Source organism: Janthinobacterium sp. GW822-FHT07A03, from assembly GCF_058798815.1.
In genome coordinates this window covers 850,833-873,190 of sequence record NZ_JBXAKW010000001.1, presented here as the reverse complement: position 1 = coordinate 873,190, position 22,358 = coordinate 850,833, and the positions used below count along the sequence as shown (strand labels likewise).

Below are 22,358 nucleotides of genomic sequence, written 5' to 3'. Positions count from 1 at the left end.
CAGCATTTATTTCGGCATGCATTTTCATTTCATCGCCAGCGATCCCGCAATACGATTCTGCGCCGCAGCATATTGATTTTCCAGCGCCTGCCTGAATACCAATTTCATGCCATTCACGTGTCCCGCCCTGCAGGACATGGCGCGCGGCAGGCTGAATTGGTCTGGCAAAACAGGGGGCCGCACGCGAACTGGCTATCGCGCCGGTGCCCGGATCGCTTACTATCGCCCCATCGCGCCCCGCGCCACCGCCATCCCTATGCCAGAGGAGTCCTCATTGACGCCACACGCCCACCGCCGCACGCTGCTGGCCTGCGCCTGCGCCTTGCTCGCGGCCTGCACCCCGTTTGCTCCGCCGCCCGCCGCCTCGCTCCCGGCCGCGCCGGCAGCGGCGCCAGCCATGCAGGCGCCGCCGTGGCAACAGGCGGGCGTGCACCTGCTGCACATCGCGCCCGACGAATCCCTGCTGACCATCACCGTGCGCCGTGGCGGCGCGCTGGCGCGGCTGGGGCATGACCATGTGGTGGCCAGCCGCAGCCTGCAGGGCGTGGTGGCGCCCGCGCTGGGACGCGCGCAGTTCCGCTTCCGGCTCGACGAGATGAGTGTGGATGAAGAAAGCTTGCGGCGGGAGGCCGGCTTGACGACGACGCCGTCGGCCGACGCCATCGCCGGCACGCGCCACAACATGCTGGTGCGCGTGCTGGAGGCGGAACGCTATCCGTATGTCAGCATCGAGGCGCGCCGCACGGGCAACAGGCAGGTGTTTGATGCGGACATCACCCTGCATGGCGTGACGCGCGCGGTGCAGCTGCCCGTACGGATCGAGGAAGCGGCCGACGGGCGCCGCCTGCAGGCCAGCGGCAGCCTGCTGCTGAAGCAGAGCGACTTCGGCATCGTGCCGTTCGCCGTCCTGGGCGGCGCCATGGCCGTGCAGGACCAGATGGAACTGGCGTTCCGCATCACCGCCCGGCAGGACGTCAGCGCGCCAGGATCAGGCGCAAGCCCAGGCCGATGAAGATGGTGCCGGCCACGCGGTCGAGCCACAGGCCGGCGCGCGGGCGGCGGTTCAGCCACAGGCCGACGGCGCCGGAAAAATAGCCGAGCAGGCCGAACAGCACGCACGCCTGCGCCGTGAAGACCAGGCCCAGCTGCGCCGTCTGCCAGCTGGCATTGCCCTGGCCCGCGACGATGAACTGCGGCAGGAACGAGAGGAAAAACAGCACGACTTTCGGATTGATACTGTTGGCAAACAAGCCCTTGCCGAACAGGCGCAGCAAGGACTCGTCGGGCAAGGCGGCCGCGCCATCGGCTCTGGCGCCGCCACGGCTGCGCAGGGCGCCGATGCCCAGCCACACGAGATACAGCCCGCCGGCCACTTTCAGCGCCGTAAAGGCCGTGGGCGAGGCAGCCAGCAGGGCCGACACGCCGATGGTCGCCAGCACGGTGTGCGTGAGGCAGCCGAGGGCGCAGCCCAGGCCGAACGCCATGCCCTGGCGGCGCCCGCGCGACATGCCCACGCCCAGCACCATCAGGTTGTCGGGGCCGGGACTGGCGGTGATCAAAACGGCGGCGGCCAGGAAGGCCAGGAACTGGTCGGGACTGAGCATGAAGATCTCGCGGGCAAAAAGCGCCATGATACCGGAGCGGGCGCCATGCGGACAGGACATGAAATTGCCCGTGCGTCACCGAGAGTCGATTAAAATGAGTACTCCACAGCAAACGGCGCTGCCGCCCTTTCCCGCGCGACCATCACCCAACCCATCGATGCCAGCCCACCCGCCCCCCTCCCGCCACCGCGCTTCCAGCGCCCGCGTCTGCGCCTGGCTATGCGGCTGGCCGCTCCTGCTCGGCCTGCTGTTCGGCCTGCTGGTCCTGGCGGGCGCGGCACAGGCGGCACCCATGCCCCTGAGCAAGCAAGGCATCGCTCACCTGGGCAACGGCGGGCAACTATTTCTCGCTGGAAACGATGCCGCGCCTGCCGATGCCGCCGCCCTGCCCGCCTGGCTGGCGCGCCAGCACCCGGCCGGCCAGGTCGACCTGTTCGGCGGCGCCTACTGGCTGCATGCGCAGGTACGCAACGAGAGCAGCGAAACGGCCTGGGTCATCGACCCGAACGACACCCTGATCGACCTGGTCGACGTCTACGTGTATGGCCCGGGGCCGCACGCGGCGCCGCAGACCTTGCTGACGGGCTACCAGCGCCCGCACGAATATTTGCTGCACTACGGCCGCAACGTGCAGCTGGCGCCGGGCGCCACGTACGACATCCTGATCCGCTTTTCCAGCCCCTACTACGCGCGCGCGCCCCTGTTCGGCGTGCAGACGCAGCACGATTACCGCAAGCTGGTGGGCAAGGAAAACTTCCTGATGGTGGCGTCCATCGGCGCCCTGCTGGCGCTGGGCCTGTTCAATTTCTTCATCTTTTCCATCACCCTGGAAAAGGCTTCGGCGTATTACGCGCTGTACGTGCTGACCTATGGCCTGGCCTGGGCCATGACTTTCCACGTCTTTGCCGACCTGTTCGACTGGCACCAGCTGCAGCTGCATTACGTGCCGTTTTTCCTGCTGCCCGTCTTCAGCACCCTGTTCTACATGCATTTCCTGCGCCTGCGCGACTACTCGCCCCTGCTGTACCGCCTCAGCAAGGTCAATCTGGCGCTGCCCCTGCTGCTGCTGCCCAGCTGTTTCGTCGCCCTGTCGTATGCGCACACCCTGGCCACCATCGCCATCAGCATCTGGATGCTGCTGGCGCTGGTCTGCGGCATCGTCGTCTGGTGCCGCGGCTACCAGCCGGCGCGCTTCTTCGTGCTGGCCTTCGTCGCGCTGATGCTGCCCGGCTTTCTGATCCTGCCGGCCAACCTGGGCCTGATGCCGGCCATGGTGGCCAACGCCCAGCTGGTGACCCTGCTGGGCGGCACCTTCGACGGCTTGCTGCTGGCCTTTGCCCTGGCCGACCAGATCCGCCTGCTGCGCAACAACCTGGAACAGCGGGTGCAGGAACGCACCCTGGCGCTCACCCTCAGCAACGACGCCCTGCTGAAGGCCAAGGAGCACGCGGAAGTGGTCAGCCGCCACCGCATCGATTTTCTGTCCGCCATGAGCCACGACATCCGCACGCCGCTGGCCGGCGTGATCGGCATGCTGAAATTTGCCCTGCGCGACCAGTCCGTCAAGGGCCGCACGCAGGAATACCTGCGCATCGGCCTGCACAATGGCGTCTCGCTGTTGACCATTCTCAATGATATTCTCGATTTCTCGAAGATCGACGCGGGCAAGCTGACCCTGGAAACGGTGGACTTCGACCTGCTGGCGCTGATCGGCGACGCGGCCGGCATCGTGCAGGGCCAGGCCGACGCCAAGAGCCTGCTGCTGCGCCGCGAACTGGCGCTGGACCTGCCCCGCTACGTGCGCGCCGACCCCACGCGCCTGCGGCAGATCCTCATCAACCTGCTGGGCAACGCGCTGAAATTCACGGCGAATGGCGAAGTGCTGCTGGAAGTGCGGCGCGCCCGCACGCCGCCGCGCGGCGACGGCCGCAGCGAGATCGAATTCATCATCAGCGACACGGGTCCCGGCATCGACGCGGACACCTTGCCGCGCCTGTTCCAGAAATTCGAGCAGGCCGACCACTCCACCACGCGCCGCTACGGCGGCACGGGCCTGGGCCTGGCCATCTGCAAGGAACTGGTCGAACTGATGCAGGGCACGATCGGCGTGGAAAGCCGGGTCGGCATCGGCTCGCGCTTCCACTTCACCTTGCCGCTGCAAGACGGCAGCGCGCCGGCGGCCGACGCGCGCCGGCCGGCACGCCAGGCGCGCCATGCCTGCCGCCTGCGCATCCTGTGCGCCGAAGACGTGCGCACCAACCAGATCATCATCGGCACCCTGCTCGAAAGCATGGGCCATGACGTGACCATCGTGGAAAACGGCGAACAGGCGCTGCGCGCGCTGGGATCCGGCCCCTACGACTGCGTGCTGATGGATGGCCGCATGCCGGAGATGGATGGCGAACAGGCCGCGCGCCTGATCCGCGACGGCGGCAACGCCCAGTTCCCCATTCCCGACGCGCACATTCCCATCCTCGCGCTGACGGCCAACGCCAGCGAACATGACCGGCAACGCTATCTGGCCGCCGGCATGGACGATTTCCTCAGCAAGCCCGTCGACGAAGCGCTGCTGTTCGAGAAAATCGACGCCATCATCGACCTGCTGCTGGCGCGCGGCCACGCGCTGCCGCAGGCCGCGCCCATCGACGACGATGCCATGGCGCGCCAGTTCGGCCTGGACGACGCCGGCGACGCGCGGGCGGAAACGCCGGCGCCGGCCGATCCCATGACGGCGCCCGTGCACATCCTGCCGCTGACAGGCTTGTCGCCGCAGCACTTGCAGCGCATCGCGCAAGCGTTCTTGACGGAAGCGCCGCGGCGCCTGGACCTGGCTTGCCACGCCGTGCGCGATGGCAATGCCAGCGCCGCGGCCGCCGCCTTCCACGCCTTGAAAGGCAGCGCCGGCTACCTGAGCCGTCCCACCCTGCACGGCTTGTGCCACCAGATGGAAACCCTGGCGTCGAACGGCCAGCTCGATAACGTGGAGCAATTCCTGCCGCAGCTGCAGGCGGCGCTGGACGTGGCGCGGCGCGACCTGGAAGATCAGCCCGCAGGCTGAGGCATCCAGCCATGCGATTGCAGCCACGCCAGCAGCAGTTGCGGCCATGCGGCCGGCTCGCTGCCCGGCTTGCCCAGGCCCCAGCCATGGCCGCCGTGCCGGAACTGGTGCAGTTCAAACGGCACGCCCGCGCGGTCCAGGGCGGCACCCATCAAGCGGCTGTTGTCGGGCGGTGAAATCGGGTCGTCCAGCGCCTGCGCGATGAACATCGGCGGCGTGCGCGCATCGACGTGGCGTTCCACCGACAGCGCGTCGCGCGCCGCCTGCGCGGGATGCGCGCCCAGCAGCTGCCTCTTCGCGTGCGTCGTGTCGAACGGCGGCTGCATGGTCAGCACGGGGTACAGCAGCACGGCGAAATCGGGCCGCGCGGAGACGCCATCGATCGCATCGGCGGGCGCATACAGGGCGGCGTCCGGCTGGACGGCCGTCATGCCGGCCAGGTGCGCGCCGGCGGAAAAACCCAGCATGCCGATGCGCGCCGGGTCGATGCGCCACTCGGCGGCGCGCGCGCGGATCAGGCGCATGGCCCGCTGGCCATCCTGGAACGGCGCGCCGACGCCACCGCCTTCCTGCGGCAGACGGTACACGAGTTCAAACGCCGTGACGCCCTGCGCTTGCAGCCAGGCGGCGGCCGGACCGCTTTCCTTGCCCGCCTCGATATGCGCATAGCCGCCGCCGCTGACCAGCAGGATCGCCGTGCCGTTCGGCTGCGCCGGGCGGTGCACGAGCAGGTAAGGCCGATCGACCTGCGTGATGGAACCCTTGGCGCTGGCGCGCTGCGGGCCGGGCGCCGCGCCGCCGGGCGGCGCGCCCGGCCACAGGAAAATCGCCGCGGCGGGCGCGGCGCCCGCGTGCAGGTGGAGCAGGACAAGGCACAACAGCATCAGGCGGTGCATGCCTAGAAATCCGTCTCGCCCTGGATCACGGCCGGATAGCCCGTCATGGCGCGCGAGGTCTGCATGCCGGCCATCACGGCCGCCTCCACGCAGCCCGCGTTCAAGCCCGTCCTGATCCAGTCGCCCGTGAGGAACAGGTTGCTGAAACCCGACTGGTCGGTCGCCAGCCGGTACTGGGTGCTGCCCACCACCGACATCACGTAGCGCTCGGACGGATCGACGTTGGCGCGCCAGTACTGGCTGTCGAAACGCGCCGGTCCCGTGCCGGCCTTCGCATCGACCAGCCATTGCCACGGGAACGCGCCGGGCGCGCCCGCCTCGGGCCACAGCGCGCCGATCTCGCGCTCCAGCTGGTGCAGCGCGCCCTGCTTCGCCTTGGCCGCGCAGCGGGCGGGAAAGCCCGTGTCGGTGACGGGCGGGTAGCTGTCGACGGGGAAGGCGCTGCAGAAATACGAGACGTTTTTCGGTTCCAGCCCCGCCGGCCAGTCCTCGTGCGCCAATAGTTGATCCATCGGCGCCCACGTGTCATACGGCTCCGTGAAGGCCGACAGCACGGGCTGCTGGCCTTTCGGCTGCGTGGTCCAGCCCATCTGCGCCAGGTTCTTGTTGAGCCACACCTGATAAGCCTGCGTGGCCACCGTTTTCACCTTGTCGGCCGTCAGCTGCAGGGCCGGGCTTTGCGCCAGCAGTTGCGGGCACAGGGCCGGCAGCGAGCCGATGGAAATGCCGAACACCACCTTGTCGAAATCGACGCCCTTCTTCAATACCGTGGCGGGCAGCGCACGGCCGAACGCCTGCTGGTACTGCTGCGGCCAATCGCTCCAGTACGATTCCAGGTTGACTTCCTGCGCTTGCAGCAGCGACGCTTGCGCCGGATCAAGCTGCGCATAGTCGGGCGCACTGGGCCAGCACGCCAGGCCCTTCACGTCCACCAGCGGCGCATAGCCGGCGCCCGGGTCCTTCAATTGCACCTGCTGCGTGATGCGGATGCTGTCGATGTCGCCCGCGCCCGGCACCAGCTCTTCCACGCGCTGAAAGAATTTGAATTCCACGCCGCGCTTGCGCAGCACCTCGTACAGCGGTGTAAAAATCGTGTCGCCCATGCCGGCCTGCATCTTGAACATGATGCCGCCCTTGTAGGCCAGGCCGATGCGCGCCATCGAACGCAGCAAGGTTCCCGCCTCGATGTTCGGCTTGGCGAAATCGCCGCCCTCGTAGGCGAACACCAGGTCGTAAAAGCCCCGCACGGGGGCAGAATTGACGCTGAACTGCTCGTCGCCGCCATGCTTGCGCAGCCAGGCGCGGAAATCGATGTCGTTGATGACGTCAAAGCCGTTCTTGAACACGCCATCCTCGAACATGCCCTTCATGACCGTGATGCCCAGGTCCAGGCAGGTGAACAGGCGGCGCAATTCATCATCGCCATCGATCAGGGCGCGGTAGCGCAGGCGCAGCCAGGCGCGGATGCCGTTCAAGGTGCTGGCCAGCAGCTGGTGGCGGGCCTGGTCGTGGCGCGAGGAGTCCGGTGCCAAATCGGCCACCAGGGCCGCCAGCGCGCCCACGGACAGGCCCACGTCCAGCCCCAGCTCATCGGCCTGCCCCACCACTTCGTCGGCCAGGCGGCGCAGCCAGCCCGGCCACACGCCTTCGCCTTGCGATGCACTGGCGCGCACGATGCGCGCGTCGGCGTCCGCCACCTGCCGGATCTGGCGGATCCACTGCTCGATCCAGCCCACCATGGCGATGGCCATCTGCCACAGGGTGATGTCTTCGCCGCCCTCGCCCGGCTCGCCCGGCAAGGTGGGAAAGACGATGGACCAGTTGCGCCATTGTCCCTTGACGTCTTCCGACAGGGCCACGTAATCGTGCTGCTTGAAAGCGTCGCGCCAGGTGGCCAGCGGCGCGCCAGGCGGACGCTCCAGGCTGGCGTAGGCTTCCTTGATCATCCTGAAGGCGTTCGCATAGAAGCCGAACCAGATGTGCAGGCCGTGCTCCTCGATGCGCTGGCCCGCCTGCGCATTGCGCCCGCTGGCGCCCTTGCCGCCCAGGCGCCAGCCCAGCTGGTAGACGGTGATGGCATGCCGGTTTTGCCAGCCCGGCTGGTTCGTCAAATAATACGCGGTGGTCATGGCCGCCACGCCGCCGCCGAGGATGGCGATCTTTTCCGGCGCGATGCGGGAATTGTCGACCAGTTCCTCGCCCGGCATGGCCGTGAAGTCGAAATTCACATTGAAGGGCAATATCGCCGCCTGCGGTCCCAGCTGCAAGCCCAGGGTCTGGTCCAGCGGGAAGCTGTCGAAGGCGTGCACCGTGCATTCGTATTCATAGCCGAGCAGGCGCGCGCTGTGCAGGCGGTTGATTTCGGCCGGCGCGGCCACCAGGGCCTGGTACACGGCTTTCACGCCCGCGCTGTCGGGGAATTGCTTGAGGAAGATCTGGTCGATGCGCGGGTTGCGCAGCAGCGACAGGATGTCGGCCCAGCCGGCTTGATCCATGTCAAAGAAATCGGGGATGGAAAGGAAAATCTTGAACGCCTGCTCGATGAGTTCAAGGAAACTGTTGACGCTCTTGTGCTGCCCCGTCTGCACGGTGGCATTGACTTCGAGCAACGGGTGCAGGGCCAGTTTCGTTTCCGGCGAAAAATGCTGGAAACCCTTGGCAGCCACGGAACAGCGCAGCGGCTCGCTGCCGGCAGCGGGAATCTCGTAGTCGCACAGGTATTTCGGATAGCCGAACAATTCGCGCCCGTTGATCAGGGCCATGGCGTCATCCACAAAAATATGGCACGGATACCAGTAGATATGCGCGAGCTTGCCGTGTTCATCCATCTGGCCGACCATGATCCAGGTGACGATGTCGACTTCCGTGATCCAGCCCTTGGCCTGGTCGACGGGGTTGGCCGAATCCGCATGGTTGACGCGTGTAAACGTCAGCATCACGTACGGCGACAGGGCTTTCAGGGTCATCTTGCTGCCCGCCACCTGGTTCAGGGTGGTATTCACGGTGGCCTGCAGCTTGGCCAGGTCGCCCCTGACGAAATAGCCGTACATTTCCGACTGTTTCAATTGCAGCGGCGAGTGCATCATCACCGAACCGCCCTGATAGATATACGAAGGTCTTGCCGAAGGTATCGCCGTCATTGCCCTGCCCCTAATTGAAGTTTCAGACAAACAAGATTGCTATAGTGTATTTGAGAAAGAACAATGAATGATATGAAATAAATTAAAGGATTTGCCAAGATGCATAGGCTCAACAGCCCGCCGCTTGCGCACGGCAGCCGGGGCAAGCCCATGCCATCGGGTGTACGATGAAGTATCTTGAGCGTTCCGAGCACCATGCCATGGCAATGATTACCACCGACTACGTTTCCACCTATTCAGGCAACCGTTTTTATCCCTTGCGTCCGCATATCGACAAGGTAGTCATTGAAGACATTGCCCACGGCCTCGCTTACCAGTGCCGCTTCAATGGACAGACGCAAGTGTTCTACTCGGTCGCCCAGCACAGCCTGATCGTTGCCGAACTGGTGCCGCCCCATTTGCGCCTGGCCGCCCTGTTGCACGACGCAGCCGAAGCCTACCTGGGCGACATGGTGAAGCCCCTGAAAGTGTTGCTGCCGGAATTTGCCGTGCTGGAAGACAAGGTCAGCGCCATCATCGCCGCCACGTATGGCCTGGATTTTTCCGATTACGCGCCCATCAAGCGGGCCGACCTGATCGCGCTGGCCACGGAAAAGCGCGACCTGATGCCGCACTCGGCCGAACGCTGGGCTTACCTTGACGGCATCGCCCCCCTGCCCGGTATAATCGAAGCCATGGGCCCGGCCGAAGCCAAGCAGCGCTTCCTGCATGCCTTTGCCCAGCTGAGCGGGCTTGGGCTGGCCGCATGAATGCTGTCACCTTGCCGCATGAACGGGCGCTAAGCCCCGGTTTTTGCACGGCTTTTTTAGATATCCACAGCAACTGTGGATAAAGTTGTTGATAAGCCCCTCTTGACAAGCCGCAACACCAGTATTGATGCGGGTTTCAACAATTTGCTGATTTCACAGGCAATTTTTTACCCCAATGAAATCAATGACTTAGAATCACGGATTTGCGCTTGCGCAAAGTTATTCGGCCACCATGAAAATATATTTTGCTGTGCATAAGCAATCCTGGCGCCAGGCTGTCTTGCTTGAACAGCATTGTTTTGACAAACCCCGCAGACTGGCATAGTGTGGAGTGGCGAGCACGATCAACGGTGGAAAAACGCATGAACATGGATAGCGACAGCGCCGCCAAGGGGGCGGACGAACCGGACTGGCTGGTCGATGAGCCGCTGGCACGGACAGACGCGGCGGCAGAAACTGCCAATGCGGCGCCATGGCGCGTGCTGATCGTCGATGACGATGTCGACGTGCACGTGGTGACCAAGTTCGCCCTCAGCCAGGCCAGCTTCCAGGGCCGCAGGCTGAGCTTTCTGCACGCGTATTCGGGCGCCGAGGCGCTGGCCTTGCTGCGCGGCACCCCCGATATCGCCGTGGTGCTGCTCGATGTGATCATGGAAACCCAGGATGCCGGGCTGCATGTGGCGCGCCAGATCCGCGAAGACCTGCACAACAGTGCCGTGCGCATCATCCTGCGCACGGGCCAGCCGGGCCAGGCGCTGGAACACCGCATCATCATCGACTACGACATCAACGATTTCTGGTGCAAGACCGACCTCACCACGCGCAAGCTGTTTACCACCGTGATCGCCTCACTGCGCACCTACGCCACCCTGCGCGAAGCGGAGCAACAAGTCGCCGAACTGGCCGCCGCCCTGGCCCAGTGCGGCGACGCGCCAGCGGCGCCGGCCGGCGGCACGCCCTGAACGCGGCCGCTACTTTCAGTCATAAAAACAGGAGCACTGGATAGGCATACAGGCTTGTGCCATGCTCCATTTTGGCCCATCTTGCGCACCGATGGCGGGCGCTGGCCGGCCCCATTTTCCTAAGTGGCGGATTGTTAAGCGCTTTTTCAGATATCCACACGGACTGTGGATATCTTTGTGGATAAGGGCCTATTGACAGCCTTCAAAGCCACAGCCCGTGCGGCTTTCAATAAACTGCTCAATCAAACAGCAAAAATAAAAACCATTAAAATCAAAGACTTAGAAACTCACACATAATCACGAGAAAATTATTTCACCAATTTCGTTAGCCCATCATTTGTGCATAACTGAGCCGTAATGAACAATCCGACAACACCAGGCTGACGCTGCCGGCAACACAGTTGCCGCGAGGATACTCAGTGCACGGCCTGGCGGCGCTGCTCCGGATGCAGCAGCACGCGCTCGATCAGTTCAGGGGCGACATTGTATGACTTCAGGTATTCCAGCGCGCACAAGGTACTGAAGGCAGCCTGCACGGCAATACCCAGGTTGACGATATCGCACATCTTCTGGTCGACCCGCGTATGCAGCACCACGGTTTTGACGGGCATATGCAGCGTTTCTGTGGAATGAGGCATGATAGACAACTCCTGCGAAGGGGACGGAGGGATGAGAGGGCGTAGCGGGGCGAGCCACGCCAGCGCGGACAGGGACAGCGGTCATGTTGCCGCTAAAAGTATTGCCGATAAACTCTCGATGTCAATGGCAGGGAAACATGAGCCACGGTTTTTTTCTTGCAAGCACAAGCAGAGCCGAAAGCAATGGACAAGCGCGATCGGCCACGGCGATAATCAGCCATGCCCTCGCCTTCCACGCCCCAGCCTGACCAGCCCCGCCCGCAACCCGCCTCGCTTGCCGACCTGTTCTTCTCGTTCACCTGGCTGGCCCTGCAAGGCTTTGGCGGCGTGCTGGCCGTGATCCAGCGCGAAATGGTGGAGCGCAAGCGCTGGCTGACGCAGGAGGAATTCCTGGAAGACTGGGCCGTGGCGCAGATCATGCCCGGGCCGAATGTCGTCAACCTGTCGCTGATGGTGGGCGGGCGCTATTTCGGCTTGCGGGGTGCGCTGACGGCGCTGGCCGGCATGCTGGCCGTGCCCCTCGTCATCGTCCTGCTGCTGGGCGTGCTGTACACGCGCTTTGGCGACAACCCGCAGATGGCGGGCGCCCTGCGCGGCATGGCCGCCGTCTCGGCCGGCATGATCGCCGCCACGGGCGTGAAGCTGGCGGCCGCGCTGGCCAAGCATCCGCTGCCCCTGTGGCTGACCTTGCCCATCTCCGTGCTGGGCGTACTGATGGTGGCGGTCTTCCGCTGGCCCCTGCTGTACGTCCTGCTGGGACTGGGCGGCATCGGCTGCCTGCTGACATACCGGAAGCTGTCCTCATGAATCCGCCCCTGCAACTGGCCTTGAGCGCGGGCGACTGGCTGAACCTGTTCGGCCACTACCTGATGCTGTCGCTGATGTCGATCGGCGGCGCCATTTCCACCACCTCCGAAATGCACCGTTTCCTCGTCGAACAGCATGGCTGGCTGACCCAGGCGCAATTCAATGAGTCGATTGCCATCGCGCAAGCAGCTCCCGGCCCCAACGTGCTGTTCGTGGCCCTGATGGGCTGGAACGTGGGCATGAATGCGGGCAGCTACGCGGCCGCGTATCTTGGCGTATTCATCACGATGGTAGGCATCATGCTGCCCAGCACCACCCTCACCTATGTGGCGGCCCAGTGGGGCTACCGCAACCGCGAACTGCGCCCCGTGCGCGCCTTCAAGCAGGGCATGGCGCCCATCGTCGTCGCCCTCCTGATTTCCACCGGCATGATCCTGGGCGGCGCCAACCACGACATCCGCACGGACTGGCCCCTGTGGAGCTTGTCCATCGTGGCCGGCCTGATCATCTGGCGCACGAAGATCCATTTATTGTGGCTGCTGGCGGGCGGCGCCGTGCTGGGCTGGTTCCAGCTCGTCTGACCTTACACGGCCAGGTGCCGCTTCACGTCCTCGCCATCCATCTGCGCCGCCAGTCCGCTGGCCACCACGCTGCCGCGCGACAGCACGATGAACTCGTCGGCCAGTTCGCGGGCGAAATCAAAATACTGTTCGCACAGCACGATGGCCATGTCGCCCCGTTGTTTCAACAAGGAAATGACCCTGCCGATATCCTTGATGACGGAAGGCTGGATACCCTCCGTCGGCTCGTCGAAGATGATCAATTGCGGCTCGGCCAGCAGGGCGCGCGCGATGGCCAGCTGCTGCTGTTGTCCGCCGGACAAATCGCCGCCGCGCCGCTGCAGCATCTCTTTTAGTACGGGAAACAGCTCATACACGTGGGGATCGATGCGCGAGGCCAGCCTGCCCCGCTTCACCGCCATGCCCATCAGCAAGTTTTCCTCGACCGTCAGGCGCGCAAAGATGTCGCGCCCCTGCGGCACGTAGGCCATGCCCAGCCTGGCGCGCGCATGCGGCGCCAGCCCGGTGATGTCGCGGCCATCGAGCACGACCTTGCCCTGCGCCACGGGCAGCACGCCCATCAGGCACTTCAGCAAGGTTGTCTTGCCTACGCCATTGCGCCCCAGCAAGGCCAGGCATTCGCCCTTGCGCGCCGACAGGCTGATGCCGCGCAAGGTGTGCGAGGAGCCATAGTATTGATTTAATTCTTGCACTTCGAGCATGGTTACCTTCCCAGATAGACTTCGATGACGCGCTCGTCGGCTTGCACTTCGTCCATGCGGCCCTGCGCCAGCACGGCCCCTTCATGCAGCACGGTGACGATGCCTTGCTGGGCAATGTCCGTAACAAAACCCATGTCGTGCTCGACCACCATGATGGAATGCTTGCCGCGCAATTCATTGAGGAGTTCCGCCGTGCGCGCCGTTTCCGCGTCGGACATGCCGGCCACGGGTTCGTCCAGCAGGATCAGCTGCGGCTCCTGCATCAGCAGCATGCCGATTTCCAGCCACTGCTTTTGCCCGTGCGACAGCAAGCCCGCCGGCCGCGCCTCGTGGCCGTTGAGGCGGATCAAGCGCAAGATCGCTTCGATCCTGCCCGCCTGCTCGGACGTCAGGCGCGCAAACAGGGTGGGCGCCACGCGCTTGTCCATCTTCATCGCCAGTTCCAGGTTGTCGAACACCGTGTGCTGCTCGAACACGGTGGGGCGCTGGAACTTGCGGCCGATGCCCGCGTGGGCGATTTGCGCTTCCGTCATGGTGGCCAGATTCATGGTCTGACCGAACCAGGCCGTGCCGGACGTGGGCCGCGTCTTGCCGGTGATGACATCCATCATCGTCGTCTTGCCGGCGCCGTTCGGGCCGATAATGCAGCGCAACTCGCCCACGGAAATATCGAGGCTCAGCTTGTTGATGGCCTTGAAGCCGTCAAACGACACGCTGATGTCTTCCAGATACAGGATGGCGCCATGCGTCGTATCGACGCCCTCGCCTTTTACGCGCGAATATGTCGGCCCCGCTTCCGCGCTGGCCATGCCGGGCAACATGCGGATACTCATGCGGCCTCCTCTGCCACGGCGGCGGTCTTCCTGGATTTGATCTTGCGCAATACACCGAGCATGCCTTGCTGCATGAACAGGGTGACGCCGATGAACAGCAGGCCCAGCGCGAACAGCCACAGTTCCGGCAAAGCGGCCGTGAACCAGCTTTTCAGACCGTTGACGGTGAAGGCGCCCAAAATCGGGCCGAGCAGAGTGCCGCGCCCGCCCACCGCCACCCACACGACCATCTCGATGGAATTCGCTGGCGACATTTCGGACGGGTTGATGATGCCCACTTGCGGCACGTACAGGGCGCCGGCGATGCCGCACAGCACGGCCGACAAGGTCCACACGAACAGCTTGAACCACAGCGGGTTGTAGCCAAGGAACATCAGCCGCGCTTCGCTGTCGCGCACGCCCTGCAGCACGCGGCCCAGCTTCGAGCGGACGATGGCGCGCCCACCCACCAGGGCCGCCAGCAGGAAGGCCAGGGTCAGCAGGAACAGCACGGCCCGGGTGGCGGGCGCCGTGATGCTGTGCCCCAGTATCGTCTTGAAATCCGTGAAGCCGTTGTTGCCGCCAAAGCCAGTGTCATTGCGGAAGAACAAGAGCATGAAGGCATACGTCATCGCTTGCGTGATGATGGAAAAATACACGCCCTTGATGCGCGAGCGAAAGGCAAAGTAACCAAACACGAAGGCCAGCACCCCCGGCACCAGCACGACGAGGGCCATGCAGTACCAGAAATGTTCCGTGAAGGCCCAGTACCAGGGGTAAGTCTTCCAGTCGAGAAAGACCATGAAATCGGGCAAGCTGCTGTGGTACTGGCCCTGGTCACCGATGGCGCGCATCAGATACATGCCGTGCGCATACGCGCCCAGGGCAAAGAACACGCCGTGTCCCAGCGACAGGATGCCCGTGTAGCCCCAGACGAGGTCCAGCGCCAGCGCGGCCAGCGCATAGCACATGAACTTGCCCACCAGCGCCACCGTGTAGGCGGACACGTGCAGCGCATGCCCTTCGGCAAACGCCAGGTTAAAAATCGGCAACAGCGCCGCCAGCAGCGTAAATGCTGCGATGGCCAGCCAGACGGGCCGCGTAAACAGGCCCTGTTTGATCGGGTAGGAAGTAGTCATTCGACGCTGCGTCCCTTCATGGCAAACAGGCCCTGCGGCCGGCGCTGGATGAAAATGATGATGAATACCAAGATGGCGATCTTCGCCAGCACGGCGCCCGCCACCGGTTCGAGGAATTTGTTGACTTCGCCCAGGCCCAGCGCGGCGATCACGGTGCCGGCCAGCTGGCCCACGCCGCCCAGCACCACCACCATGAAGGAGTCGACGATGTAGCTTTGACCCAGGTCCGGGCCCACGTTGCCCAGCTGCGACAGGGCAACGCCGCCGAGCCCCGCGATGCCGGAACCGAGGCCGAAGGTCAGCATGTCGACCTTGCCCGTGGCCACGCCCACGCAATCGGCCATGCGGCGGTTTTGCGTGACGGCCCGCACGAACAGGCCCAGCCTTGTCTTGTTCAAGATCAACCATACGGCCGCCACGACGACGATGGCAAAGACGATGATGGCCAGGCGGTTGTACGGCAGCACGAGGCCGCCCAGCACGGTGACGCCGCCCGACATCCACGCCGGGTTGGCCACTTCCACGTTTTGCGCGCCAAAGATCGTGCGGACCAGCTGCATCAGGATCAGGCTGATGCCCCAGGTGGCCAGCAGGGTTTCCAGCGGCCGCCCGTACAGCCAGCGGATCACCGTGCGCTCGAGCGCCACGCCCACCAGTCCGGCAACAAAAAAGGCGGCCGGCAAGGCGGCCAGCAGATACGCATCCTGCATGCCGGGGAAATAGTTGCGGAAAAACAGCTGGCACAGATAAGTCGTGTAAGCGCCTATCATCAGCAATTCGCCATGCGCCATATTGATGATGCCCATCAAGCCGAAGGTGATGGCCAGGCCCAGCGCGGCCAGCAGCAGCACGCTGCCCAGAGAGATGCCGTAAAACACATTGCCGGCGAATTCCATGCGCGCCACCCTGCCCTTGATCTGGCGCATCGTCTCGATGGCGGCCAGCTGCACGGCTTCATCCGGTTCACCGCCCCGCTCCAGCATGGCTTGCAGCACGGGCAGCAGACGCGCATCGCTGCTGCCGGCCAGCGCCTGCACGGCGGCCTTGCGCGTGGCGGCATCGGGCGCATGCAGGTTGGCGCTGGCGATCAGCACCTGTAATATCTGCTGGATCTCGCCATCGCTTTCCCGCGCCAGCGCGGTGCGGATCAGGGGGAGCTGCGCGGGATCAACAGCCTTTTGCAAGGCTTGCGCGGCGGCCAGGCGGGCGCTGCGCTCCGGCGCCAGCAGCTGCAAGCCCGACAAGGCGCCTGCCACGGCCGCGCGCAAGCGGTTGTTGACCATCACGCCATCGATGCCGTCGGGCAATGCACCCAGCTGGCCCGTGGCGGGATCGTAGGCGTGCTCGCCATCGACGACATACACCTTGCCGTCGGACGCGGCGTACAAAGCGTCGTCCTGCAGCGCTTGCAGCACCTTGGCGGCCTCGGGCGTGGCCAGGGCGGCGATCCGCGCCACGGCGGCGACCCTGGCGTCGGGATCGTCGCCGGACAGCGGCTTGAGCAGGTCGGGAGGGATGGCGGCCTGCGCCAGCGAGGATAGCAACAGGCAGGCGAGGACCAGCAGTTTGGGGATGAACCTCATTGTAAGTTCCATGGAAAAACTGCACGGGGCGAATGCTTACCCCAAAGGCGAGGACTGGGGTCGGATGGGGACGCCTAGTCCCAGAGGGTCCGACCCCGGCATTTGCTGGTGGGTGATAGCTCTTACAACTTCTGCTTGCCCTCATTGCCCTTGATATACGGACTCCACGGCTGGGCGCGTATCGGTTCCTTGGTTTTCCACACGACATTGAATTGCCCATCAGCCTTGATTTCGCCGATCATCACGGGCTTGTGCAAGTGGTGGTTCGTTGCATCCATGGTCAGGGTGAAGCCCGATGGCGCTTTCACGCTCTGGCCCGCCATGGCGGCGATCACCTTGTCCGTGTCCGTCGATTTCGCCTTTTCCACGGCTTGCGCCCACATGTGGATGCCCACATAGGTCGCTTCCATCGGGTCGTTCGTCACCACCGAACCGGCGTTCGGCAGCTTTTGCGCCACGGCATACGCCTTCCACTGCTTGATGAAGGCGGTATTTACCGGATTCTTGACGGATTCAAAGTAATTCCACGCCGCCAGATGACCGAGCAAGGGCTTGGTATCGATGCCGCGCAGCTCTTCTTCGCCCACGGAAAACGCGACGACGGGCACGTCCGTGGCTTTCAGGCCCGCATTGCCCAGTTCCTTGTAGAACGGCACGTTCGAGTCGCCATTGATGGTGGAAATGACGGCCGTCTTGCCGCCGGCGGAAAACTTCTTGATGTTGGCGACGATGGTTTGATAATCGGCGTGGCCGAACGGCGTGTAGACCTCGCTGATGTCGCTGTCCTTGACTCCCTTGCTTTTCAGAAAGGCGCGCAGGATCTTGTTGGTGGTGCGCGGATACACATAATCCGTCCCCAGCAGCACGAAGCGCTTGGCCCCGCCGCCATCTGTGCTCATCAGGTATTCGACGGCGGGAATCGCCTGCTGGTTGGGCGCAGCGCCCGTATAAAACACATTCTTTTCCAGCTCCTCGCCCTCGTATTGCACGGGGTAGAACAGCAGGCTGTTGAGTTCCTTGAAGACGGGCAAAACCGACTTGCGCGAGACAGACGTCCAGCAGCCGAACACCACGGCCACCTTGTCCTGCGCCACCAATTGTCTCGCTTTTTCCGCGAACAGGGGCCAGTTCGAGGCCGGGTCGACGACGACCGGCTCCAGCTTCTTGCCCAGCACGCCGCCCTTGGCATTGATTTCCGCGATCGTCATCAGCGCCACGTCCTTCAGCGACGTTTCGGAAATGGCCATGGTGCCCGACAGGGAGTGCAAGATGCCTACCTTGATCGTATCGGCGGCCCAGGCTGCCTGCGTATAAGTGGACGTGGCCAGGGCGAATGCGCCGGCGGCAGCCGCTTTCAGGATGATGCGTCGTGACATGGGGACTCCTGTGATGGGTTCGTGGGGATCGAGCTGGGTCTGCGTTGTTGTTAAAGCAGAATGCATGCCAGCGCCAGCAGGTGTCCGCCATGGTGCACGCGGCTCTCGCCGCACGAAAAAAAACCTGGCTGCACAAGGACTGTGCAGCCAGGTTTCAAATTGCCGTAAAACGGTGCGCCGGAGGCTTTAATCCTTGCGCGGCGCGCCACGAAGACGGCGCCAGCCCTTGCGGCCCAGCGGGAACAGCAGCACGAAAGCCACCAGCCACGGCAGGATGTAGGCCATGGCCGTGATGGCGTTGGCCACGCCTTCCGACAGGTTGTCCGTGAAATTGCCCAGCGCCCGCTTGACGGGGCGCCAGAACGATTGCTTGCCTTCGGCGCTGATGGCCACGTTCAGCAAGTCCGTGTCGATGCGCTGCATCAACAGCGCATTGGCCGCCGTCGCCTGCTCCAGCTCCACTTGCACGGTGGCCAGTTCCTTGGTCACCTTGATCAGCGCATCGACATTCGCGCCCGAGCGCTTTTCCAGGTCCTGCAATTGCGCCTGGTACTGTTTCAGCATCTCCAGGCGCTTCTTGCTGTCAAGCACGGGGCGGCCCAGGTCTTCCACCTTCGTGCCCTGGCTGGTGACGTCGCCTTCGGCCGCGACCAGCGCGACGAGCTTCTTGATGCCGGCCGGCTTGGCGCGCATGCTGATGCGCGCGTGCACATAGCGGCCGCCGTCGATGCTGGAATCGAGCAACAGACAGCCGTTTTCCGTGTCGGCCTTGCAGGCAGCGACCACTTTTTCATACAGGGGCCGCACTTGCGCCTCGTTCGTATCGACGCTGACATTGTGTTCATAGGCAAGAAACTCGCTTCCTTTTTCCTTGCCGTCGAGACGCGCGGCGCTCGATTGCCCGCCGCTCTCGCCCTTGCCGCCGCAACCGGCCAGCAACATCAGGCCCAGCAGGCCAAGATACACTTTTTTCATGATTTCTTTCTTCGAGTTATTTGTGCTGCGGCAGCAATTCAATATCGGGCAAATGCGCCGCCACGTCCTGCACCGTGGCATATTGCGTCAGCGCGGCCACCACCTGGGGCAGCGGCTCCGCCCAGATTTCCGGCAAATCGCGCTCTTCCGGCGCCAGCACGGGGAACGCCAGTTGCTCCTGCGGCGGCGTAAAGGCGGCATTGACCCCGGGCTTGTTGCCGCGCGCATCGATGCGGTACCAGCCAACATCGTGCAGATACACGGCATTCAAGCCATGCAGGCAAAACGGCGGGCCCGCCTCGCCCACGGCCAGGCGCTGGTAGCACAGGCCAGCGGGGATGCCATTGGCGCGCAGCAGCGCGGCCAGCAGATGGCTTTTTGCATAACAGTATCCGGTACCATGCTGCAACACGTCGGACGCGCGGCAGGTGACGGGATTGCGCCGGCAATCCCAGCTGTGGGCGATCTCGTCGCGCACGAAGGCAAAGCAGCGGGCCGCGATGGCAGCGTCGCCCACGGCGCCGGCAGCCAGTTCGGCCGCCCGGGCGCGCACGGCCGGATGGTCGCTGTCGATATACGTGCTGCTGGCCAGGTATATGGAAAAGTCGATGGACATGGCGTCAGGGTCATGCAAAAAGATAATGCGCGATTCTAGTCGAAACGGCCCGAAATCGAGCGTTTCCTTGCGCAAAATCAAAGAAAATGCACACCTCAGGTCGGCTGGACGGCGGGCGGCGGCTTTGGCCGAGGCGCCGTAGCTGGTATCATGCGGGCAAACGCCAGCCGGCCCGACATGCATGACGGGGCCGGCGCATGCACCACCTTGCGAAGCGGCCCCCGCCGCCGCCGCCACCCTACAGATCAGAGAAACGAGTTCCCATGAGCACATCATCGTCCCACCCATCGTTCTGGCGCAGAGTCCCGCTGGCCTTCGGCGCCTTCTTCAGCACCCTGTCGGACGCCGCCTATGCGGCCCGCGTGGAAAAGCTGTCACTGCCCGAAGCCGCCCCGGTAGCGCCGGTGCCCCCTGCTCCGGCGCCTGCTCCCGTGCCGACGCCGGCAGCCGCCCCCGTCATCTTGAAAGAAGCGACGCCGGACGCGGCCCTGCAACTGCTGGCGCTGCTGCAGCGCGAAGCGCGCCTGATCGACTTCACCCAGGAAAACCTGGGCAGCCATGCCGATGCCGACATCGGCGCGGCCGCCCGCGTCGTGCATGAAGGCTGCGCCAAAGTCATGCGCGAATATTTCACCATCGAGGCCGTGCGCCAGGAAGCCGAGGGCAGCCGCATCGTGCTGCAGGAAGGTTTTGATTCCGCGCAAGTACGCCTGACGGGCAACGTCGTCGGTTCCGCGCCGTTCACGGGCACCCTCAGCCACCGCGGCTGGCGCGCCTCCAGCGTGCGCCTGCCGAAACTGAGCGGGCAGCACGACGCCGCCATCCTGGCGCCAGCCGAGGTGGAACTGTGAGCGATCAAGCCAACAACACCCCGCGCTACGCCATCGGCATCGACCTGGGCACCACCCACAGCGCCCTGTCGTATGTGAACCTGGTCGAGAGCGACGGCGAAAAGTCCAGCCACGGCGTGCTGAAAGTGCCGCAGCTGTCGGCACCGGGCACCGTCGAGGAATTGCCGCTGCTGCCCTCGTTCGTCTACCTGCCGCACGCCGAAGAAGTGACGGCGGGCGACCTGGCCCTGCCCTGGGTCACCGAGGAAGCCGAAGCGCCGTTCGTCGTCGGCGAAATGGCCCGCAGCCGCGGCGCCACCACGCCGATCCGCCTCGTCTCCAGCGCGAAAAGCTGGCTGTGCCACCCGGGCGTGGACCGCCGCGCAGCGATCCTGCCGAACGACGCGCCGGCGGAAGTAGCGCGCATCTCGCCGATCACGGCCGCCACGCGCTACCTGACGCACTTGCGCCAGGCCTGGGACAACGCCCACCCGCAAGCGCCGTTCGCCGAGCAGGAAATCACGGTGACGATACCCGCCTCGTTCGACCCGGCCGCGCGCGAGCTGACGATGGAAGCGGCGCAGGCGGCCGGCTACACCTCATTGACCCTGCTGGAAGAGCCGCAGGCGGCCCTGTACAGCTGGATCCAGACCAGCGAAGGCCGCTGGCGCAAGGAAGTCAAGCCGGGCGACATCATCCTGGTCGTCGACGTGGGCGGCGGCACCAGCGACTTTTCGCTGATCGCCGTGCTGGAGCGCGACGGTGTGCTGGAACCGCACCGCGTGGCAGTCGGCGAGCACATCCTGCTCGGCGGCGACAATATGGACCTGGCCCTGGCCCACCTGGTGGCGCGCAAGCTCGCCGCCAACGGCACCCAGCTGGACGCCTGGCAGATGCGCGCGCTCACGTATGGCTGCCGCAGCGCCAAGGAAAGCCTGCTGGCCGACAGCGGCCTCGATGTGGCACCGATCGTCGTGCCGAGCCGCGGCTCGAAACTGATCGGCGGCTCCATCCGCACGGAACTGACGCGCGCGGAAGTGTCCACCTTCATTCTCGACGGCTTCTTCCCGCAGGTGGAAGCGTCGAGCCGCCCCGCCGTGCGCACGCGCGCCGGCCTGACGCAACTGGGCTTGCCGTATGCGCAGGACGCGGCCATCACGCGCCACCTGGCCGCCTTCCTGGGCCGCCAAGTGGCGGCGACCAGCGAACTGGAAGGCTTCGCGGGCCGCCAGGCGGAAGGCGCCAGCTTCCTGCACCCGACGGCCGTGCTGTTCAACGGCGGCGTCTTCAAGTCGGACTTGCTGGTGCAGCGCATCATGAGCACCGTCAACGACTGGCTGTACATGGAAGGCGCGGAGCCGGCGCGCATGCTGGCCGGGGCCGACCTGGACCTGGCCGTCGCCCGTGGCGCCGCCTACTACAGCTACGTGCGGCGCGGCCATGGCGTGCGCATCCGCGGCGGCACGGCCAGCGCCTTTTATGTGGCCATCGAATCGGCCATGCCCGCCATCCCCGGCATGGAACCGCCGATCCAGGCTCTGTGCGTGGCGCCGTTCGGCATGGAAGAAGGCAGCGAGCTGGAACTGCCGGGCCAGCAATTCGGCCTCGTCGTGGGCGAACCCGTGCACTTCCGCTTCTTCGCCTCGTCCACGCGCCGCAACGACCAGATCGGCGATTTGCTCGACTTCTGGGGCCCCGATGAATTGCAGGAGCTGAGCGAAATCCAGGCGACCCTGTCCGCCGAAGGCCGTCAGGCCGGCGACGTCGTGCAAGTCAAGCTGCACGCCAGAGTGACGGAAGCGGGCACCCTGGAACTGCTGGCCGTTTCCCCTGACGGCGCCGAGCGCTGGAAGGTGGAATTCGACGTGCGCGGCACGCCGCAATAAGCGCC

19 protein-coding genes are annotated in these 22,358 nt (G+C 64.7%); 8 read left to right on the top strand and 11 right to left on the bottom strand.

Translation table 11 applies throughout. The features are described from left to right. Window positions 1–274: 274 nt before the first annotated feature. The gene (locus AC1RJW_RS04035; protein WP_493043629.1) at window positions 275–1,012 is read left to right on the top strand and encodes a YceI family protein; all 738 of its coding nucleotides are present in this window, start codon (window positions 275–277) and stop codon (window positions 1,010–1,012) included. Here AC1RJW_RS04035 and AC1RJW_RS04030 read toward each other — a convergent pair. Next, the gene (locus AC1RJW_RS04030) at window positions 975–1,604 is read right to left on the bottom strand and encodes a LysE family translocator (protein WP_493044202.1); all 630 of its coding nucleotides are present in this window, start codon (window positions 1,602–1,604) and stop codon (window positions 975–977) included. The genes AC1RJW_RS04035 and AC1RJW_RS04030 overlap by 38 nt on opposite strands. A 94-nt stretch (window positions 1,605–1,698) precedes the next feature. On the opposite strand from AC1RJW_RS04030, the gene AC1RJW_RS04025 reads away from it, so the two are divergent. Further along, a complete protein-coding gene (locus AC1RJW_RS04025; protein WP_493043627.1) occupies window positions 1,699–4,662 on the top strand; it encodes a hybrid sensor histidine kinase/response regulator in 2,964 nt (987 codons plus the stop codon). On the opposite strand, the gene AC1RJW_RS04020 is transcribed toward AC1RJW_RS04025, so the two are convergent. Next, window positions 4,647–5,558, bottom strand: a complete 912-nt coding sequence (locus AC1RJW_RS04020; RefSeq protein ID WP_493043625.1) for an alpha/beta hydrolase — start codon at window positions 5,556–5,558, stop codon at window positions 4,647–4,649. The genes AC1RJW_RS04025 and AC1RJW_RS04020 overlap by 16 nt on opposite strands. A 2-nt stretch (window positions 5,559–5,560) precedes the next feature. Further along, on the bottom strand, window positions 5,561–8,698 hold the full coding sequence (locus AC1RJW_RS04015; protein ID WP_493043623.1) for an NAD(P)-binding protein: 3,138 nt from the start codon (window positions 8,696–8,698) through the stop codon (window positions 5,561–5,563). A 200-nt stretch (window positions 8,699–8,898) separates the two neighbouring features. On the opposite strand from AC1RJW_RS04015, the gene AC1RJW_RS04010 reads away from it, so the two are divergent. Beyond that, window positions 8,899–9,447 carry a phosphohydrolase gene (locus AC1RJW_RS04010; RefSeq protein WP_099411896.1) on the top strand — a complete coding sequence of 183 codons (549 nt, stop codon included), beginning with the start codon at window positions 8,899–8,901 and terminating at the stop codon, window positions 9,445–9,447. Window positions 9,448–9,809: 362 nt separating this feature from the next. Further along, on the top strand, window positions 9,810–10,409 hold the full coding sequence (locus AC1RJW_RS04005; protein ID WP_493043622.1) for a response regulator: 600 nt from the start codon (window positions 9,810–9,812) through the stop codon (window positions 10,407–10,409). A 416-nt stretch (window positions 10,410–10,825) separates the two neighbouring features. Here AC1RJW_RS04005 and AC1RJW_RS04000 read toward each other — a convergent pair whose 3' ends face one another. Beyond that, window positions 10,826–11,047, bottom strand: coding sequence for a hypothetical protein (locus AC1RJW_RS04000; RefSeq protein WP_493043620.1), 222 nt, complete (start codon window positions 11,045–11,047; stop codon window positions 10,826–10,828). Between the two features lie 219 nt (window positions 11,048–11,266). On the opposite strand from AC1RJW_RS04000, the gene AC1RJW_RS03995 reads away from it, so the two are divergent. Beyond that, window positions 11,267–11,854: a chromate transporter gene (locus tag AC1RJW_RS03995; protein WP_493043618.1), complete on the top strand. Its 588-nt coding sequence runs from the start codon at window positions 11,267–11,269 to the stop codon at window positions 11,852–11,854. After that, a complete protein-coding gene (locus AC1RJW_RS03990; RefSeq protein ID WP_493043616.1) occupies window positions 11,851–12,435 on the top strand; it encodes a chromate transporter in 585 nt (194 codons plus the stop codon). Before AC1RJW_RS03995 ends, AC1RJW_RS03990 begins: the two co-directional genes overlap by 4 nt. A gap of 2 nt (window positions 12,436–12,437) precedes the next feature. Here AC1RJW_RS03990 and urtE read toward each other — a convergent pair whose 3' ends face one another. The 7 genes from urtE to AC1RJW_RS03955 all read right to left on the bottom strand — a co-directional run bounded on the left by urtE (window position 12,438) and on the right by AC1RJW_RS03955 (window position 19,637). Then, window positions 12,438–13,136: an urea ABC transporter ATP-binding subunit UrtE gene (gene urtE, locus AC1RJW_RS03985; RefSeq protein ID WP_493043614.1), complete on the bottom strand. Its 699-nt coding sequence runs from the start codon at window positions 13,134–13,136 to the stop codon at window positions 12,438–12,440. A gap of 2 nt (window positions 13,137–13,138) precedes the next feature. Continuing rightward, the gene (urtD, locus tag AC1RJW_RS03980) at window positions 13,139–13,969 is read right to left on the bottom strand and encodes an urea ABC transporter ATP-binding protein UrtD (protein WP_493043612.1); all 831 of its coding nucleotides are present in this window, start codon (window positions 13,967–13,969) and stop codon (window positions 13,139–13,141) included. After that, on the bottom strand, window positions 13,966–15,087 hold the full coding sequence (gene urtC / locus AC1RJW_RS03975) for an urea ABC transporter permease subunit UrtC (protein ID WP_493043610.1): 1,122 nt from the start codon (window positions 15,085–15,087) through the stop codon (window positions 13,966–13,968). The genes urtD and urtC overlap by 4 nt, the downstream gene beginning before the upstream one ends. Then, on the bottom strand, window positions 15,084–16,670 hold the full coding sequence (gene urtB / locus AC1RJW_RS03970; RefSeq protein WP_493043608.1) for an urea ABC transporter permease subunit UrtB: 1,587 nt from the start codon (window positions 16,668–16,670) through the stop codon (window positions 15,084–15,086). The genes urtC and urtB overlap by 4 nt, the downstream gene beginning before the upstream one ends. Window positions 16,671–16,792: 122 nt before the next feature. Continuing rightward, the gene (gene urtA / locus AC1RJW_RS03965; RefSeq protein WP_493043606.1) at window positions 16,793–18,046 is read right to left on the bottom strand and encodes an urea ABC transporter substrate-binding protein; all 1,254 of its coding nucleotides are present in this window, start codon (window positions 18,044–18,046) and stop codon (window positions 16,793–16,795) included. Window positions 18,047–18,232: 186 nt separating this feature from the next. Then, on the bottom strand, window positions 18,233–19,021 hold the full coding sequence (locus AC1RJW_RS03960; RefSeq protein ID WP_493043604.1) for a DUF4349 domain-containing protein: 789 nt from the start codon (window positions 19,019–19,021) through the stop codon (window positions 18,233–18,235). 16 nt (window positions 19,022–19,037) lie between these two features. Beyond that, entirely contained in the window at window positions 19,038–19,637 is a 600-nt protein-coding gene (locus tag AC1RJW_RS03955) for a transglutaminase-like domain-containing protein (protein ID WP_493043602.1), read from the bottom strand. A gap of 263 nt (window positions 19,638–19,900) precedes the next feature. Between AC1RJW_RS03955 and AC1RJW_RS03950 the strand changes: the two genes are divergently transcribed. Continuing rightward, window positions 19,901–20,488 carry a DUF2760 domain-containing protein gene (locus AC1RJW_RS03950; RefSeq protein ID WP_493043600.1) on the top strand — a complete coding sequence of 196 codons (588 nt, stop codon included), beginning with the start codon at window positions 19,901–19,903 and terminating at the stop codon, window positions 20,486–20,488. Next, window positions 20,485–22,353, top strand: a complete 1,869-nt coding sequence (locus AC1RJW_RS03945) for an Hsp70 family protein (RefSeq protein WP_493043598.1) — start codon at window positions 20,485–20,487, stop codon at window positions 22,351–22,353. The genes AC1RJW_RS03950 and AC1RJW_RS03945 overlap by 4 nt, the downstream gene beginning before the upstream one ends. Window positions 22,354–22,358: the final 5 nt, after the last annotated feature.

Bases quoted from the DNA above. Each gene is read 5' to 3' on its own strand.
- urtA (WP_493043606.1), bottom strand. From the start codon at position 18,046: ATGTCACGACGCATCATCCTGAAAGCGGCTGCCGCCGGCGCATTCGCC.
- urtE (WP_493043614.1), bottom strand. From the start codon at position 13,136: ATGCTCGAAGTGCAAGAATTAAATCAATACTATGGCTCCTCGCACACC.
- urtC (WP_493043610.1), bottom strand. From the start codon at position 15,087: ATGACTACTTCCTACCCGATCAAACAGGGCCTGTTTACGCGGCCCGTC.
- AC1RJW_RS03960 (WP_493043604.1), bottom strand. From the start codon at position 19,021: ATGAAAAAAGTGTATCTTGGCCTGCTGGGCCTGATGTTGCTGGCCGGT.
- AC1RJW_RS03950 (WP_493043600.1), top strand. From the start codon at position 19,901: ATGAGCACATCATCGTCCCACCCATCGTTCTGGCGCAGAGTCCCGCTG.
- AC1RJW_RS04000 (WP_493043620.1), bottom strand. From the start codon at position 11,047: ATGCCTCATTCCACAGAAACGCTGCATATGCCCGTCAAAACCGTGGTG.
- AC1RJW_RS03995 (WP_493043618.1), top strand. From the start codon at position 11,267: ATGCCCTCGCCTTCCACGCCCCAGCCTGACCAGCCCCGCCCGCAACCC.
- urtB (WP_493043608.1), bottom strand. From the start codon at position 16,670: ATGAGGTTCATCCCCAAACTGCTGGTCCTCGCCTGCCTGTTGCTATCC.
- AC1RJW_RS03990 (WP_493043616.1), top strand. From the start codon at position 11,851: ATGAATCCGCCCCTGCAACTGGCCTTGAGCGCGGGCGACTGGCTGAAC.
- AC1RJW_RS04020 (WP_493043625.1), bottom strand. From the start codon at position 5,558: ATGCACCGCCTGATGCTGTTGTGCCTTGTCCTGCTCCACCTGCACGCG.
- AC1RJW_RS04015 (WP_493043623.1), bottom strand. From the start codon at position 8,698: ATGACGGCGATACCTTCGGCAAGACCTTCGTATATCTATCAGGGCGGT.
- AC1RJW_RS04010 (WP_099411896.1), top strand. From the start codon at position 8,899: ATGGCAATGATTACCACCGACTACGTTTCCACCTATTCAGGCAACCGT.
- urtD (WP_493043612.1), bottom strand. From the start codon at position 13,969: ATGAGTATCCGCATGTTGCCCGGCATGGCCAGCGCGGAAGCGGGGCCG.
- AC1RJW_RS04030 (WP_493044202.1), bottom strand. From the start codon at position 1,604: ATGCTCAGTCCCGACCAGTTCCTGGCCTTCCTGGCCGCCGCCGTTTTG.
- AC1RJW_RS03955 (WP_493043602.1), bottom strand. From the start codon at position 19,637: ATGTCCATCGACTTTTCCATATACCTGGCCAGCAGCACGTATATCGAC.
- AC1RJW_RS04025 (WP_493043627.1), top strand. From the start codon at position 1,699: ATGAGTACTCCACAGCAAACGGCGCTGCCGCCCTTTCCCGCGCGACCA.
- AC1RJW_RS04005 (WP_493043622.1), top strand. From the start codon at position 9,810: ATGAACATGGATAGCGACAGCGCCGCCAAGGGGGCGGACGAACCGGAC.